General features: G+C 68.4%; 16 protein-coding genes and 1 pseudogene. 9 read left to right on the forward strand and 8 right to left on the reverse strand.

Annotated elements, in window-relative coordinates:
• Nucleotides 1-119: 119 nt before the first annotated feature.
• Together BM198_RS07970 and BM198_RS07975 are read left to right on the forward strand one after the other, a co-directional pair.
• Nucleotides 120-1,880, forward strand: a complete 1,761-nt coding sequence (locus BM198_RS07970) for a S8/S53 family peptidase (protein WP_074969086.1) — start codon at nt 120-122, stop codon at nt 1,878-1,880.
• A gap of 35 nt (nt 1,881-1,915) precedes the next feature.
• On the forward strand, nt 1,916-2,212 hold the full coding sequence (locus tag BM198_RS07975; protein ID WP_074969088.1) for a hypothetical protein: 297 nt from the start codon (nt 1,916-1,918) through the stop codon (nt 2,210-2,212).
• Here BM198_RS07975 and BM198_RS07980 read toward each other — a convergent pair.
• The 4 genes and pseudogenes from BM198_RS07980 to BM198_RS07995 form a co-directional block, all read right to left on the reverse strand.
• Nucleotides 2,206-2,931 carry a substrate-binding periplasmic protein gene (locus tag BM198_RS07980; protein ID WP_052807669.1) on the reverse strand — a complete coding sequence of 242 codons (726 nt, stop codon included), beginning with the start codon at nt 2,929-2,931 and terminating at the stop codon, nt 2,206-2,208. The genes BM198_RS07975 and BM198_RS07980 overlap by 7 nt on opposite strands.
• Nucleotides 2,932-3,001: 70 nt before the next feature.
• A complete protein-coding gene (locus tag BM198_RS07985) occupies nt 3,002-4,060 on the reverse strand; it encodes an HAD family hydrolase (RefSeq protein ID WP_044413514.1) in 1,059 nt (352 codons plus the stop codon).
• A 162-nt stretch (nt 4,061-4,222) separates the two neighbouring features.
• Nucleotides 4,223-4,453: pseudogene (locus tag BM198_RS07990) on the reverse strand (DUF1294 domain-containing protein); the annotation flags it as partial.
• Nucleotides 4,454-4,467: 14 nt separating this feature from the next.
• A complete protein-coding gene (locus BM198_RS07995; protein ID WP_074969093.1) occupies nt 4,468-5,799 on the reverse strand; it encodes a DEAD/DEAH box helicase in 1,332 nt (443 codons plus the stop codon).
• Nucleotides 5,800-5,963: 164 nt separating this feature from the next.
• Between BM198_RS07995 and BM198_RS08000 the strand changes: the two genes are divergently transcribed.
• Both BM198_RS08000 and BM198_RS08005 read left to right on the forward strand, forming a co-directional pair.
• A complete protein-coding gene (locus tag BM198_RS08000) occupies nt 5,964-6,509 on the forward strand; it encodes a dihydrofolate reductase family protein (RefSeq protein WP_074969095.1) in 546 nt (181 codons plus the stop codon).
• Nucleotides 6,506-6,913, forward strand: coding sequence for an NUDIX hydrolase (locus tag BM198_RS08005; RefSeq protein WP_074969097.1), 408 nt, complete (start codon nt 6,506-6,508; stop codon nt 6,911-6,913). Before BM198_RS08000 ends, BM198_RS08005 begins: the two co-directional genes overlap by 4 nt.
• Before the next feature lie 10 nt (nt 6,914-6,923).
• Here the strand turns inward: BM198_RS08005 and rarD are convergent, their stop codons facing one another.
• The 3 genes from rarD to BM198_RS08020 all read right to left on the reverse strand — a co-directional run bounded on the left by rarD (nt 6,924) and on the right by BM198_RS08020 (nt 9,262).
• Nucleotides 6,924-7,823 carry an EamA family transporter RarD gene (gene rarD / locus BM198_RS08010; RefSeq protein ID WP_074969099.1) on the reverse strand — a complete coding sequence of 300 codons (900 nt, stop codon included), beginning with the start codon at nt 7,821-7,823 and terminating at the stop codon, nt 6,924-6,926.
• A gap of 376 nt (nt 7,824-8,199) precedes the next feature.
• Nucleotides 8,200-8,799, reverse strand: a complete 600-nt coding sequence (locus BM198_RS08015) for an FMN-dependent NADH-azoreductase (RefSeq protein WP_074969101.1) — start codon at nt 8,797-8,799, stop codon at nt 8,200-8,202.
• Nucleotides 8,800-8,944: 145 nt separating this feature from the next.
• Nucleotides 8,945-9,262, reverse strand: a complete 318-nt coding sequence (locus BM198_RS08020) for an S-Ena type endospore appendage (RefSeq protein WP_044413498.1) — start codon at nt 9,260-9,262, stop codon at nt 8,945-8,947.
• A gap of 85 nt (nt 9,263-9,347) precedes the next feature.
• On the opposite strand from BM198_RS08020, the gene BM198_RS08025 reads away from it, so the two are divergent.
• From BM198_RS08025 to BM198_RS08045, 5 genes are all read left to right on the forward strand, one after another.
• Nucleotides 9,348-10,274 (forward strand): LysR family transcriptional regulator, encoded by a 927-nt coding sequence (locus BM198_RS08025; RefSeq protein WP_044413495.1) that lies wholly within the window; start codon nt 9,348-9,350, stop codon nt 10,272-10,274.
• Between the two features lie 10 nt (nt 10,275-10,284).
• The gene (locus BM198_RS08030; RefSeq protein WP_074969103.1) at nt 10,285-11,094 is read left to right on the forward strand and encodes an alpha/beta fold hydrolase; all 810 of its coding nucleotides are present in this window, start codon (nt 10,285-10,287) and stop codon (nt 11,092-11,094) included.
• Nucleotides 11,088-11,642, forward strand: coding sequence for a peptidylprolyl isomerase (locus tag BM198_RS08035; protein ID WP_044413490.1), 555 nt, complete (start codon nt 11,088-11,090; stop codon nt 11,640-11,642). The genes BM198_RS08030 and BM198_RS08035 overlap by 7 nt, the downstream gene beginning before the upstream one ends.
• Nucleotides 11,643-11,724: 82 nt before the next feature.
• On the forward strand, nt 11,725-13,554 hold the full coding sequence (locus BM198_RS08040; protein ID WP_074969105.1) for an ABC transporter ATP-binding protein: 1,830 nt from the start codon (nt 11,725-11,727) through the stop codon (nt 13,552-13,554).
• Nucleotides 13,555-14,035: 481 nt separating this feature from the next.
• Nucleotides 14,036-14,302: a DUF2790 domain-containing protein gene (locus BM198_RS08045; RefSeq protein WP_074969107.1), complete on the forward strand. Its 267-nt coding sequence runs from the start codon at nt 14,036-14,038 to the stop codon at nt 14,300-14,302.
• A gap of 3 nt (nt 14,303-14,305) precedes the next feature.
• On the opposite strand, the gene BM198_RS08050 is transcribed toward BM198_RS08045, so the two are convergent.
• Entirely contained in the window at nt 14,306-15,433 is a 1,128-nt protein-coding gene (locus BM198_RS08050; RefSeq protein WP_074969109.1) for a GNAT family N-acetyltransferase, read from the reverse strand.
• Nucleotides 15,434-15,535 lie beyond the last annotated feature (102 nt).

The following is a 15,535-nucleotide window of genomic DNA, read 5'->3' on the forward strand; positions in this document are numbered from 1 at the left end:
CTCTTCCTTGCGACCGGACGACGCCCGGGCGGTTCGACCGACGAGGCGGACGGTCACCTGAACGAAAGCCGCCCGGGGGCAGTCGGAACTGCACAAGGCCCGATCCAGGAGAACCGCCGATGCCCCTTCGTCCCGCCTGCCTCGCTCCCGTGCTGCTGGCCCTGTCCGGCCTGGCCGAGGCCGGCCCGGAGCCCTTGCGCATCGAGCGGCTGGCCCGCTGCGGGGACCTGCTGGAGCCGACCCAGCAGACCTGGTGCCTCGGCGTGCGCGGGCTGGGCAAGGCCGACCCCGTGCTGCACCTGGGCGGGCGCACCCTGGCCGTGGAGCGGGAGCCTGCCGAGGGCCGGCTGCGCCTGCAGGTGGACGCCCGCGAACACCGCAGCGGGCCGGTCTGGCTGGAGGTCGATGGCCGGCGCAGCAACCCGGTGTGGCTGTCGCTCAACCGCAGCCACGTGCTGGCCGCCGGGCCGGATGAGGTGGCGAAGAACATGGACGGGCTGACCACCTACGTCGACCTGGTGAGCCTGCTGATCGAAGAAGACCGCGACGGCGCCCAGGAGGCCCAGCGCCTGGCCGGCAAGTACGGTGCCCAGGTGGTCGGCGCGATCCCGCCGCTGAACGTCTACCAGCTGCGCCTGCCGGCCCGCGACCTGACCGAGCGCGATGCCCTGGTGCTGCGCCTGGGCAGCGAGACCAGCGTCGATGCCGTGGTGGTGGAGGAATCCGCCCCCGAGAAGGGCGAAGAAGCCGAAGCCGGGCCGGCGCGCAGCAAACCGGCGCCCGACTCGGACGAATGGGCCGCCAACCGCTTCATGGACGCGGTGAACTACTACACCCGGCGCATTCCCGCACACCAGGCCCCGGTGCCGGCCACCCCGGTGCGCATCGGGGTGATCGAGCGCGAGGTGGACTTCGACGCCCCCGACTTCGCCGACTACCTCGGTCCCTGCGAAGGGCCGCGCACCTGCCTCTACGCTCGCGACGCACGGCGCCCGGACAACCACGGCTCCACCGTGGCCGGCATCCTCGCGGCACATGCCGGGCGTGGCGGCAACAGCGGCTTCCTGCGGGCCCTGGACGGCGCCAGCCAGGGCTTCGAGGTGATCGTCGAGCGCAATGCCGATGCCGGCATCACCGCCAACATCGCCGCCTCGGTGAACCTGGTGGAGGACGGCGTGCGGGTCCTCAACTGGAGCTGGGGCATCCACCGGGTCGGCGCACGCAACGTGGAAGGCGACGAAGTGGATTCGCTGGTGCGCTCCGGCATCGCCATGAGCGGCTACGAGGAACTGCTGGAAGAGTTCTTCCTCTGGCTGCGCAAGGCCCACCCGGATGTGGTGGTGATCAACTCGGCGGGCAACGGCGCCTCTTTCTCCGGCACCGACGAGTACCGCCTGCCCTCCTCCTTCGTCACCGACCAGTTGCTGGTGGTAGGCGGCCACCAGCGCAGCGAACGCGAAGGCCTGGCGGTGGACGACCCGGCCTATGCGGTCAAGCGCAGCACCTCGAACATCGACATGCGGGTGGACATCACCGCCGCCGCCTGCACCCACGCCTCCACCCTGGAGGACGGCCAGCGCGGCGACGTGCACTGCGGCACCTCCTACGCCACGCCCATGGTCACCGGGGTGGTGGCCGCCATGCTCTCGATCAACCCGCGCCTGCAGCCGGACCAGCTGCGCATGCTGCTGCGCCGCAGCGCCATGACCATCGGCGGCGACTATGACTTCGAGCCCATGGATGCCGAGGACCTGACGGCCCCCATCCTGCCCTCGGAACGTCGCTACCGACTCGATGACCCCGATGTCGGCCGCTCGGCACGGCTGGACATGCAGAAGGCCCTGGACCTGGCGGTCCGGAGCCGCAACCGCGTGCGCTGACGCACGCCCCTCAGATGCCGAAACAGGAGGTCACCATGAACCCTCGCACCCCACTCCTCGCCCTGGCACTGGCGCTCGCCGCACCGCTGCCGGCCCTGGCCACCTGCGGCGTGGACGACGCCGTCGAGCAGCGCGGGCAACTGGCCCGCGAGGTGCACCAGGCCACCGACAGCGACCCGAAGCAGGCAGCCCAGGTGAACAAGGAGCTGCGCCAGGACAAGCCCGAGACGTCCGCCCGGCCGGGCACCGATGAATGCGCCGCCGCCGAGCGGCGGGCCCGCGAAGTGGAACGCGCCGGCAGCGAGGCCGAACGCAAGACACCGGATCAGTAGCGCCCGTACTTGCGTTCGATCACGCCGTACTCGCCGCTCTCGCGGATGCGCCGCAGGCCGATGTTGAAGCGGTCGCGCTGGTAGGCGTGGAGGAAGCCCACCTTGTAGTCGGTGGGCTCGAAGAGGTCGAACCAGGCCAGCGGCTGGGCCACGTCCACCTGGTCCCTCACCTCCTGGTTGAGGTAGTTGATGATGCGCCGGTCGCCGATGACCACATCGATGCGCCGCGCATACAGCAACCGGTTGCGGGCGATCTGGTGGGCCTCTTCGCGGTAGCGCGGGTTGTTCTCGGCCATGGCCTGGAAGCGCGGCCCGAGCAGGAAGCGTGCACGCTGGAAGGCGCTCACCGAGTACTGCCCCAGGTCCTCGATGGAGGACAGGGTCAGGTTCGAGGCGGCCAGCGCGATGGCGTAGTTGTGGTACTGCAGGTAGACGTCGGAATAGAACGCCTGCACCTGGCTCAGCTCGCTGGTGGGGGCGATGCCGTCCAGCTCGCCGCGCGCCAGCATCAGGTGCAGGCGCTCCATGGGCAGGTAGTGGTACTCCAGCTCGAAGCCGGCTTCACGGGCGGCGGCGGCGATGATCTCCACCTCCAGGCCGCGTTGCTCCGCTTCGAATACATAAGGTGGCTTCTCGGTGCCGAAACCGAACCGCAGGGTTTCCCCCTGTGCCAGCAGGGTCACCCCTGCCAGCACGATGCCGATGAACCACTTTCCCATGCCACCCCCTGATCACTGCCTCGCAGAATAGTCGCTGGCGCTGTGGCTGCGCAGGGGGCAAGACGGCCGGTTACTGGATCTCCTCCGGCGTCACCACCACCCAGTTGCGGTCGGCGGTGACCGGCAGGCCCAGCTTGGCCTGGGACTCGGCGTTCTTCTTCTGCATGGCGGTGATCTGGTCCATGTACTTGGCCTTGCGGTTCACCCACACCCGCAGCCCGCCCTTCTCCACGTCGGTGCCGTGGAACAGCATGTAGCCATCGCTCTCGGGGGTGTCGCCGCCCACCAGGATCGGCTTCTTCCACTGGTCGATGTAGGTGAGGATGGCCGCCTGCTTGCCCGCCATCCAGGTGGCCGGGGTCCACAGGTAGGGGGTGACTTCCAGGTCGAGGTTGGCCTTCTCGTCGTAGTGGCCGTCCTTGATCTGCTTGCGCGCGGTGGTCAGGGCGCCGGTCTTGCGGTCCTTGAGCAGGGTGGTGACGCCGATGACGTTCTCGGGCTTCACGTTGTAGCCGTACTTGGGATCGGCGGCGACCATGCGCACCAGCTCTTCCAGGGCGGCGGTCATGATGTACACCTCGATGCCGTTCTCCCGGAGCTTGTTCATCAGCTCCTTCTGCCCGGTGAAGGGCTTGGGCGGGTTGATCTCGATGGTCTTGACCTCATCCCCCTCGTAGTAGGTGCTGGGGATCGGCTTGCCGTAGGCCATCAGCTCGTCCACGTAGCCCTTCAGCTCGCGCAGGGTGAAGCCGGAGAACACTTGGGCCACCCAGGGGTAGCAGACTAGGTCGTCCACTTCGCAGAGGCGGTAGTAGTAGCTGTTGAGGCTTTCCTTGTGGCCGTTGACGTCTTTGAACGGGATGAGCTTGAGCGACGGGTCGAGCTTCTCGCGGGTCAGCACGCCCTTCATTTCCAGGAAGGGCAGCAGGGACTCCTCCAGGTCGTAGCGGTAGCTGGTGTTGTCCATGTCGAACACCGCGTAGGCGCCCTTGTTGGCGTTGGCGGCGATCAGCGCGTCCAGCTGCTTGGCGGCGGGCGCCGGCCAGTGGGCAAGTTCGGTGGCGGCTGCGGCGGGGCCGGCCAGGCCAAGGCACAGGGCGGCGGCGAGAAGCGTCCGGGTCAATGTCATCGCGTAGGTTCCCTCGGGGTGGGCGAGGCGCATCAGGCGCCCCGGGCCCCTGGACCCTAGCAGAGGACCATGACACCGCCATGACCGTAACCGACACGCACCATCGCGCTTGCGTCCACGTCAGTGCCAGCGCCACCCGACCCAGGCGCCGAAGGCCCCGAGGTGCAGCAGGACGATGAACCAGAAGCGCAACTGGTAGGGCAGCTTGCGGTTCTTGTGGCGGATCAGCCGCTGGGCCAGCAGGCCGCCGGGCCAGCCGCCGAGAAGCTCGAAGAGGTGCAGGCGCGCCTCGGGGATGCGCCGCATGCCGGCCACGGCCTGGCGCTTGTCGTACCAGTAGGCGACGAAGCAGACCAGGCTCATGACCAGGTAGACGAGGGCCAGCAGCTGCCAGCCTGAAGGGAGGGTCACTCAGCCGCCGGCTTGCGGCGCTTGAGCGGTGCCAGGCCGTCGCTGCTCACCACCTGCGGCTGCTCGCGGCGCGGGCTGGACGGCTTGCGCTTGGCGGCGGGCTTGGCGGACGCCTTGCCGGTGCTCTTCTTGTCGGTCTTTTTCTTCTTGCTACCGACTGCCTTGCCCGAGGCCTTGACCTTCTTCGGCCCGTTGTAGGTGCCTTTCAGCTCCTTGATCACACGGCGCTCGAAGCTCTGCTTGAGGTAGCGCTCGACGCTGGACATCAGGTTCCAGTCGTTGTGGCAGATCAGCGAGACGGCCAGGCCCTCGCCGCCGGCACGGCCGGTGCGGCCGACGCGGTGCACGTACTCGTCGCCGGAGCGCGGCATGTCGAAGTTGATCACCAGGTCCATGCCTTCGATGTCCAGGCCACGGGCCGCCACGTCGGTGGCCACCAGCACCTTGGTGCCGCCCTCGCGCACGCGGTCGATGGCCAGCTTGCGGTCCTTCTGGTCCTTGTCGCCGTGCAGCACGAAGGCCTTGTAGCCGGCCGCCACCAGGTGGCCGTAGAAACGGTCGGCCTGGGCACGGGTGTTGGTGAAGACAATGGCCTTCTGGTAGGTCTCGTTGGCCAGCAGCCAGCGCGCCAGGGCTTCCTTGTGGTCCACGTCGTCGGCGGTGATGACTTGCTGCCGGGTCGACTCGTTGAGCTGCTCGATGCCGTTCAGGCGCAGGTGCAGCGGGTCCTTCAGGACCTGGGCGGACACCTCGCGCAGGGCCGCGCCGCCAGTGGTGGCGGAGAACAGCAGGGTCTGCTGGCGGTTGGCGCATTCGCCGGTGATGCGCTGCATGTCCTCGGCGAAGCCCATGTCCAGCATGCGGTCGGCCTCGTCCAGCACCAGCACCTCCACCTCCTTGAGGCTCACGGTGCCGGAGTTGAGGTGCTCGATCAGGCGGCCGGGGGTGCTCACCAGTACGTCCGGCAGCTTGCGCAGCATGGCGGCCTGGACCTTGAAGTCCTCGCCGCCGGTGACCAGGCCGGACTTGATGAAGGTGAACTGCGAGAAGCGCTCCACTTCCTTCAGGGTCTGCTGGGCCAGCTCCCGGGTCGGCAGCAGGATCAGCGAACGGATGCGCTCGCGGGGCTTGGCTTCACCGATCAGGCGGTTCAGCAGGGGCAGCACGAAGGCCGCCGTCTTGCCGCTGCCGGTGCGCGCGGTGACGCGCAGGTCGCGCCCTTCCAGCGCCGGGGGAATCGCCGCCTGCTGCACGGGCGTCGGTTCGACGAATTTCAGTTCGGCGACAGCCTTGAGCAGACGTTCGTGAAGGGCGAATTGGGAGAACACGGGTACCACCTCGATCGGAAGCCTGGAAAACAGCTGCGTAGGTTACCTTGTGTCGCGCCCGAACGCCCGCGATCCCTTCGCCGGCCCCTGCGCACGACTGAACTCGCGCCCGACCGGCCCACTCCAAACCCTGACGCCCCCGATCCCCTCTGCGGAAAGCCCCCATGACTGCTTCGCTGATCTATTACGTCGCCACCAGCCTCGACGGCTACATCGCCCGCCCCGACGGCCGGGTGGACTGGCTCGAACCCATCGAGCGCTCCGGCGACGACCACGGCTACCACGCCTTCTACGAAAGCATCGACGGCCTGCTGATGGGCCGGGGGACCTACGAGACCGTGCTGGCGATGGGCGGCGATTGGCCCTACCCCGGCAAGCCCTGTACCGTGCTCACCCGCGCCGACCTGCAACCCGCCGGCCCCCAGGTGAAGATCCGCCACAGCACGCCCCAGGAGGCCCTGGCGGAGCTGGCCGAGGCCGGCTGCAAGCGGGTCTGGCTGGTGGGCGGCGGGTCCCTCGCGGGCACCTGCTACGCCGCCGGCCTGCTGGACGAGCTGATTGTCTGTGTGATCCCCCACCTGCTCGGTGCGGGCATCCCGATGTTCGCCACCGGCCTCGAACGGCGCCTGCAACTGCACGAACAACGCAGCTTCTCCACCGGCGTGGTGCAGCTGCATTACCGACTGCTACCGGAAGCCCCTGCCCCATGACCACCCTCGACATCGCCGCCGCCTGCCTGATCGACGCCGACAACCGCCTGCTGCTGGTGCGCAAGCGCAACACCCGGGCCTTCATGCTTCCCGGCGGCAAGCGCGAGCCCGGCGAGAGCGCGCACGAGGCGCTGCGCCGTGAACTGCAGGAAGAGCTGGAACTGAGCCTGCCGGCCGAGGCCCTGAGCCCGCTGGGGTCATTCCGCGCGGCAGCGGCCAACGAGCCGGACACCTGGGTCGAGGCCCAGGTCTTCGTCGCACGCCTGGAGCAGCCGGTGGCGCCCGCCGCCGAGCTGGAGGAACTGGCCTGGCTGGCCCCCGGCCAACCCCTGCCGGACACCCTGGCGCCGCTGCTGAGGGAACAGGTCCTGCCGGCCCTGGCCGCTCACCCCGCCTTCGCCTGAAGGCTGCGCTTCACACGCCCAGCTGGCGCGCCTGGCGCCGCAGCAGCTGGGCGCTGTCCCAGCCGATCAGCAGCACCGCCAGCCAGATGGGCAGGTAGGTCCACAGCTGCGCCGGGTCGAACGCCTCGCCGAGGAACACCACCGCCACTGCGAACAGCAGCACCGGCTCCACGTAGCTGAGGATGCCGAACAGCCCCAGCGGCAGCAGCCGGCTGGAAGCCATCATCGCCGCAAAGGCCAGGGTGCCCAGCACGCCCAGCCCAGGAATCAGCCACCACAGCGCCGGGGACTGGGCGAACGCGCCCTCGGGGCCGTGGGCGATGATCAGCCACGCCGCCAGGGGGGCCAGCACCAGCATTTCGAGGATGAAACCGGACAGCGCATCCAGGCGCATCCAGCGGCGCAGCATGAAATACGGCGGGTAGCCCAACGCCGTGACCAACGTCAGCCAGGAGAAGGCGCGGGTCATCCACAACTCGTGGAGCACCCCGGCCAGCGCGCAGATCACCGCCAGCAGCTGCAGTGGACGCAGGCGCTCGTTGTAGAACAGCCGGCCGCACACCACCATCGCCAGCGGCAGCAGGAAGTAGCCCAGCGACACCTCCAGCATCCGCCCCTGCAACGGCGCCCAGAGGAACAGCCCCCACTGCAGGCCGATCAGCAACGCCGCCAGCGGCAGCGCCGCCAACAACAGCGGCTCGCGCCGCAAGCGCACGAGCACCCCGCCAAGGGTGGCCCACTGGCGACTCAGCGCCACCAGCAGCAGCACTGCCGGAATCGACCAGAGCACGCGCTGGGCGAACACCTGCACACCATCCAGCGGCGCCAGCTCGCGCACGTAGCCCGGCATCAGCGCAAACAGCACCGACGCCACCAGGGACAGGGCGACTCCGCGCCCGGACAGCCTCACCGGCACACCGTGACGGCTGGGTAGAAGAACGAAGAAGACATGGCAGGCCTCTGATTGCAGCCGGCGAAAATACCCGCTCATCACCAGCAGAGGAAGCTTACCCACGCACGTGCGGACCCGCTGGGACCAACCCGGCATCGACGGGCCTGAAAGCGGCACCTGCCCATCAGGCTCCCGCTTCGGGAATCCAGCCGGGCGCCGAGTCGGCCGAAGCAGGGCGGTGGGCTGAAGCCCCTACGGCCACCCACTCTCACCTCACCGGCTTCGCGAGCAGAGCGCGCTCCAACGGGAAGCGAGCGCCCATAAAAAAGCCCGGCCATGGGCCGGGCGGAGTGTGTGCGTCGGGATCACGCACGGAGCAATCGGGTGAAGCCGCTCATGCAACCTTGACCAGTTGCGCACGGGCCTGGGCGATGCCCTTCTCCTGGAACTCGGCGCCCATGTTCAGGCCCTCGGCATGGATGAAGGTGACGTCATGGATGCCGATGAACGCCAGCGCCTGGCGCAGGTAGGGCTCCTGGTGGTCCAGCGGACCACCGGCGTACACGCCGCCACGGGCGGTGAGGACGAAGGCGCGCTTGCCGCTGAGCAGGCCCTGGGGGCCGGTCTCGGTGTACTTGAAGGTCACCCCGGCGCGCAGCACATGGTCCAGCCAGGCCTTGAGGGTGCTGGGGATGCCGAAGTTGTACATCGGCGCCGCCAGCACCAGCACGTCGGCGGCCAGCAGTTCCTCGGTGAGTCGGTTGGAGCGGGCCAGGGCCGCGCGCTCGGCGTCGTTCTGCTGGTCAGCCGGCTTCATCCAGCCGCCCAGCAGGTCGCTGTCCAGGTGCGGCACGCTTTCCTGGGCCAGGTCGCGCACCACCACCTTGTCGGCCGGGTGGGCGGCCTTCCATTGGGCGATGAACTCGGCGGTCAGTTGGCGGGAGATGGAACCCTGTTGGCGGGCGCTGCTTTCGACGATGAGGACACGGGACATGCTGGCTGCTCCATCAAGAACGGTTGCGATTCGATGGAGCGCAGCTTAGGAGGACACAATTCGATAAAAAAGCGAAAAAATCCGCTACTAAATATCGATGTTTTTAATTTATAAAGGCCTCCTGATGGACCAGGAGGCAGCGCAATCAAACCGGCTTGCAGGTCAGCCCGACGCGCAGGCGGATGATGCTGCGGTTGAACTTGGCGGTCAGCGAGACGCTCTCCCCCGGTGCGATCACCGAGCGGCGCACCCGAGGGGTTTCCGGGCCGTTGACGAAGCGCGCGGTGCATTCGGCGCGGGTCCCGCCCAGGTTGTAGACCGTGATGGCACCCATGTTGTGGTCGATGTCATTGGTCTGGTAGGAAATCTCGGCACCGTTGTACTGCTTCTCAACCTCGATGGGGTAGGCCAGGGCGACGCCGGGCAGGCAGGCCAGCAGGGTACAGAGCATTGTTGTTTTCATCGGGGGTCTCCGCTGCGGTGGGCCGCCAGATTACAGGAGAGCGCCGATCCAGGTCATCGGCGCCGGTCAACGTGAGGAGTCAGCCATGAAAGCGCCCCGGGTCACCCTGGACCAATGGAGAACCCTGCAGGCCGTGGTGGACCACGGCGGCTTCGCCCAGGCGGCGGAGGCCACCCACCGCTCCCAGTCCTCGGTGAGCTACACCATCGCGCGCATGCAGGAACAGCTCGGCGTGCCGCTGCTGCGCATCGACGGGCGCAAGGCGGTGCTCACCGAAGCCGGCGAGGTGCTGCTGCGCCGCTCCCGCCACCTGGTCAAGGCCGCCAGCCAGCTGGAGGAGCTGGCCCACCACATGGAACAGGGCTGGGAGGCCGAGGTGCGCCTGGTGGTCGATGCCGCCTACCCCACCGCCCGCCTGCTGCGTGCACTGGCCGCGTTCATGCCGCAGAGCCGCGGCTGCCGGGTACGCCTGCGCGAGGAGGTGCTGTCCGGCGTGGAGGAGGTGCTGCTGGAGGGCACCGCAGACCTGGCCATCACCAGCCTCACCGTGGCCGGCTACCTGGGCACCGAACTGTGCAACGTGGAGTTCGTCGCCGTGGCCCACCCCGACCACCCGCTGCACCGCCTCAATCGCACCCTCAGCTTCCAGGACCTGGAAAGCCAGCTGCAGGTGGTGATCCGCGACTCCGGCCGCACCCAGCCCCGCGACGTCGGCTGGCTGGGCGCCGAACAGCGCTGGACGGTGGGCAGCCTGCCCACCGCTGCCAACTTCGTCAGCAACGGCCTGGGCTTCGCCTGGCTGCCGCGCCACATCATCGAACGGGAGCTGGCCGACGGCCTGCTCAAGCCGTTGCCGCTGGACCAGGGCGCCACCCGGCACCCGAACTTCTTCCTCTATGCGAGCAAGGAGAAGGCCCTGGGACCGGCCTCGCAGATCCTCGTCGAGCTGATCAAGACCTTCGACTCGACGCCCCTCAACGCCCCCTTCGCCGCGCCGATGCCCAGCGCCTGAGGAGCCCGCCATGCCCTGGTTCGACCATCACGGCTGTCGCCTGCACTATGAAATCCACGGCCAGGGCACCCCGGTGCTGCTGGTGCACGGCCTCGGCTCCAGCACCCTGGACTGGGAGTACCAGCTCCCCGCCCTCAGCGCCCGCCACCAGGTGGTGCTGATGGACGTGCGCGGCCACGGCCAGTCGGACAAGCCCCGCGAGCGCTACAGCATCGCCGGCTTCGCCGCCGACGCCGCCGCGCTGATCGAGCACCTGGGCCTGGCCCCGGTGCACCTGGTGGGCATCAGTATGGGCGGGATGATCGGCTTCCAGCTCGGCGTCGACCGCCCCGAACTGCTGCGCAGCCTGACCATCGTCAACAGCGCACCAGAAGTGAAACCCCGCAGCCCGCGCGACTACCTGGAGGTGGCCAAGCGCTGGACCCTCTCGCGCCTGCTGGGGCTGGACACCATCGCCAAGGCCCTGGGCCGCCTGCTGTTCCCGCTGCCGGAGCAGGCCGAGCTGCGCGCCAAGGTGGAAGAACGCTGGCCGCGCAACGACAAGCGCGCCTACCTCGCCGCCCTCGACGCCATCATCGGCTGGGGCGTGCGGGAACGCCTGGCCCGCATCACCTGTCCTACGCTGGTGGTGACGGCCGACCGGGACTACACCCCGGTGGCGCAAAAGGAGGCCTACGTCCGCGAATTGCCCGATGCCCGCCTGGTGGTGATCGAGCAATCCCGCCATGCCACCCCGCTGGATCAACCGCAACGCTTCAACACCACCCTCCTCGGCTTCCTCCACGAGGTCGAGCACAACAAGGAACGCCCCACATGCTGAAGAAACTCGCCCTCGCGGCCTGCACCCTGCTGTTCGCCTCCCACCTGCTGGCCGCCGGCAACCCCCACGTCACCCTCAACACTTCCGCCGGGGAGATCGAGCTGGAGCTGGACGAGGCCAAGGCGCCGATCACCGTGAAGAACTTCCTCGCCTACGTGGACGCGGGCTTCTACAACGGCACCGTGTTCCACCGGGTCATCCCCGGCTTCATGATCCAGGGCGGCGGCATGACCGCCGACATGCAGGACAAGTCCACCAATCCGCCGATCAAGAACGAAGCCGACAACGGCCTGCACAACGTGCGCGGCACCATCGCCATGGCCCGCACCCAGGCCACCGACTCGGCCACCAGCCAGTTCTTCATCAACCACCGTGACAACGCCGCGCTGGACCACGGTGCCCGTGGCTTCGGCTACGCAGTGTTCGGCAAGGTGGTGCGCGGCATGGACGTGGTCGACCAGATCGCCAACGTCCCCACCGGTCGCCGTGGCATGCACCAGGACGTGCCTGTGCAGCCGGTGGTGATCCTCTCCGCCAAGCGCTCCTGACCCCTTGCGGCCCGCCTCGGCGGGCCGCTGCACACGGGGCCGGCTCCCTGGAGCCGGCCCCGTTCTTCGTCGAGGTCCCGCCATGCTCCGCCGCTTCGAACGCCTGATCGACGTCTTCCGACCGGCCCCTGACGACACCCCGCCACGCAGCGTGCTGCGCTTCTACCTGCACTACCTGCGCCAGGTCTGGCCGGTGTTCGCCGCCCTGCTGGTGGTGGGGCTGATCGTGGCGCTGATCGAAGTGGCGATGTTCAGCTTCCTCGGGCGCATCGTCGACCTGGCGCAGTCCACCCCGGCCGGCGAACTGTTCAGCGCCCACGGCCACGAGCTGCTGTGGATGGCGGTGGTGACCCTGCTGCTGCGCCCGCTGTTCAACGCCCTGCACGACCTGCTGGTGCACCAGAGCATCAACCCCAGCCTGACCAACCTGATCCGCTGGCAGAACCACCGCTACGTGCTCAAGCAGAGCCTCGGCTTCTTCCAGAACGACTTCGCCGGCCGCATCGCCCAGCGCATCATGCAGACCGGCAACTCCCTGCGGGACTCCGCCGTGCAGGCGGTGGATGCCCTCTGGCACGTGCTGATCTACGCCGTCAGCTCCCTGGTGCTGTTCGCCGAGGCCGACTGGCGGCTGATGCTGCCGCTGCTGGCCTGGATCATCGCCTACGTCATCGCCATCGCCTGGTTCGTGCCCCGGGTCAAGCAGCGCTCGGTGGAGTCCTCCGATGCCCGCTCGCGGCTGATGGGGCGCATCGTCGACGGCTACACCAACATCACCACCCTCAAGCTGTTCGCCCACACCCGTGACGAAGAGGGCTACGCCCGCGAAGCGCTGGACGAACAGACCTGGCGCAGCCAGCTGGCCGCGCGGGTGGTCACCATCATGGACACCGTCGTCACCCTGCTCGGCGGCGCCCTGGTGGTCAGCACCTGCGGCCTCGCCCTGTGGCTGTGGAACCAGGGCCTGATCAGCGCCGGCGCCATCGCCCTGGCCACCGGCCTGGTGATCCGCATCATCAACATGTCCGGCTGGATCATGTGGGTGGTCAACGGCATCTTCGACAACATCGGCCAGGTGCAGGACGGCATCCAGACCATCGCCGTGCCGCGCCAGGTGGTGGACTTCCCCGACGCACAGCCCCTGCAGGTGCAGCGTGGCGAGGTGCGCTTCGAGGCGGTGCGCTTCCACTACGGCAAGGGCAGCGGGGTGATCGAGCACCTGGACCTGCACGTGCGCCCCGGCGAGAAGATCGGCCTGGTGGGCCCTTCCGGCGCCGGCAAGTCGACCCTGGTGAACCTGCTGCTGCGCCTCTACGACCTGGAAGGCGGGCGCATCCTCATCGATGGCCAGGACATCGCCCAGGTGACCCAGGACAGCCTGCGCGCGCAGATCGGCATGGTCACCCAGGACACCTCGCTGCTGCACCGCTCCATCCGCGAGAACCTGCTCTACGGCCGCCCGGACGCGGATGATGCGGCGCTCTGGGACGCGGTGAGCAAGGCCCGCGCCGACGGCTTCATCCCCCAGCTCAGCGACGCCGAAGGCCGCCACGGCCTGGACGCCCACGTTGGCGAGCGCGGCGTGAAGCTCTCCGGCGGTCAGCGCCAGCGCATCGCCATCGCCCGCGTGCTGCTCAAGGACGCACCGCTGCTGATCCTCGACGAGGCCACCTCGGCACTGGATTCGGAAGTGGAAGCGGCCATCCAGGAAAGCCTGGAGAGCCTGATGCGCGGCAAGACGGTGATCGCCATCGCCCACCGCCTCTCCACCATCGCCCGCATGGACCGCCTGGTGGTCCTCGACCAAGGCCGCGTGGTGGAAAGCGGCAGCCACGCCGAGCTGCTCGCCCAGGGCGGCCTCTACGCCCGCCTGTGGCGCCACCAGACCGGTGGCTTCGTCGGCGTCGACTGAGCCGCTGGAGTTCCAACACCGCCAAACACCATGGGCTTCGCACAGCTCAGCCCATCCTACGGCCACAGGTACGGCCCGTAGGATGCGCTGAGGCCACGAAGCGCATCAGGCCGCACCGCAACGGTCTGAGCCCACCGACACATCGGCCATGCCGCAACAGTCACAGGCTCAGCCCGTAGGATGTGCTGAGGCCACGAAGCGCATCGCGACGATCAATGCAACGGTTTTGAGGAACCCGCCCGCCACATCGGCCACACCGCAACGGTGGATCGCGCTCTTTCCATCCACCATTACCGCGCACGGCGGTCACCCGGGAATCGCGTCGACTATCAATCCCGATGATCTCGACTAGAAGAACCATCAATTTCCGCGATGAAAGGGGCGGTGGTCATATAGACCCCGTTCCCGGCACCCACCGAAGCCGCGCCACAGGCCCCGGGCTTCGGTCGGAGCGCCACCCACTGATCGAGGAAAGACCGTCATGAAAATCGCAGCCGCCGTCACCGCCGTTCTCTCCAGCCTCACCCCCACCGTGTTCGCCGCCGAAAGCCGCGCCCCCGGCGCCGGCCTCCCGGTGGAGGAGTACCACTACGGGATGCAGGTCGACGTGAAGAAAGTGCTCTACCGCACCGACAACAGCAGCCGTGCCGGCGTGGTGCCGGTGGTGATGGTGTACGAGGACAGCCAGGGCGACGTGCACAAGATGCGCTACCTGGAATGGGGCGGCAGCACCCTCAGCAACGGCTGAGGCTCAGCCCTGGCGATAGGGCAACAGGCCCCGCGCCTCCTCGGCATAACGGAGGATCGCGGGGCGTTCCTGGGCCAGGAAGTCCGCCACTGCCGCGCGCAAGCCGGGGTGGCGCAGCAGGTGCCAGGAGCGGGTCACGACCGGCTCGAAGCCCCGGATCAGTTTGTGTTCGCCCTGGGCGCCGGCGTCGAAACGCGACAGCCCGGCGCGGATCGCCCACTCGATGCCCTGGTAGAAACAGGTCTCGAAATGCAGGCGGTCGAACTCCGCCAGGCAGCCCCAGTAACGCCCGTACAGGGTGCTGCCATCCACCAGCGAGAACGCCATGGCCACCGGCCGGCCTGCCTGCACCGCGAACACCACGCGAATGGCCTGAGGCATGCGCTCGGCCAACAGGCTGAAGAAGGCGCGCGTCAGGTAGGGCGTCTGCCCCCGCACCGCATAGGTGTTGGCGTAGCAGGCATAGACGAAGTCCCAGTCCGCCTCCAGCAGCTCGTGCCCCTCGCGCCACTGGAAATCGATCCCCTGCCCCGCCACCTGCTCACGCTCCTTGCGCACCTGCTTGCGCTTGCGCGAGGCGAATGCATCGAGAAAGTCCTGGAAGTCCCGGTAGCCCCGGTTGTGCCAGTGGTACTGGCAGCCCAGGCGCTCCAGCCAGTGCTCGCGCCCGCGCAGCACCGCGTCGGCGAAGGCATCGGTGAAATTCAGATGCAGGCTCGACAGGTCCTCCGCGTCGAGGGCTTCGGTCACCCCCTCCAGCAGCGCCGACGCCGCGCTGGCGTCCACCGCCAGCAGGCGCGCGCCGCCGACCGGGGAGAACGGCACGGCCCCCAGCAGCTTGGGGTAGTAGCCGATCCCGGCACGCTGGCAGGCATCGGCCCAGGACCAGTCGAACACGTACTCACCGTAGGAGTGCACCTTCACATAGGCCGGCATCGCCGCGCGCAGGAGGCCCTGGTCGTCCAGCAGCAGCCGGTGCGCCGGGTACCAGCCGGACTGTCCCCCCACACTGCCGCTGTCCTCCAGGGTCGAGAGGAAGGCATGGCGCAGGAAGGGCTGGTCATCGGGCAGCAGGGCGTCCCAGTGCTCGGGCGCCAGGTCGGAGAGTCGGGTGAGGGTCTGGATAGGCATGGCGAGCAGTCTGGCGCGGGGCGCAGTCGAAAAAAAGTCCGCCGTGGAGAAATTGCCGACGCCCCTGGTGCAGAGCGGGTGAAGCCGCTCCCACAAGGCGTC

The sequence above is a fragment of the Metapseudomonas otitidis genome (assembly GCF_900111835.1).
Classification (GTDB): domain Bacteria; phylum Pseudomonadota; class Gammaproteobacteria; order Pseudomonadales; family Pseudomonadaceae; genus Metapseudomonas; species Metapseudomonas otitidis.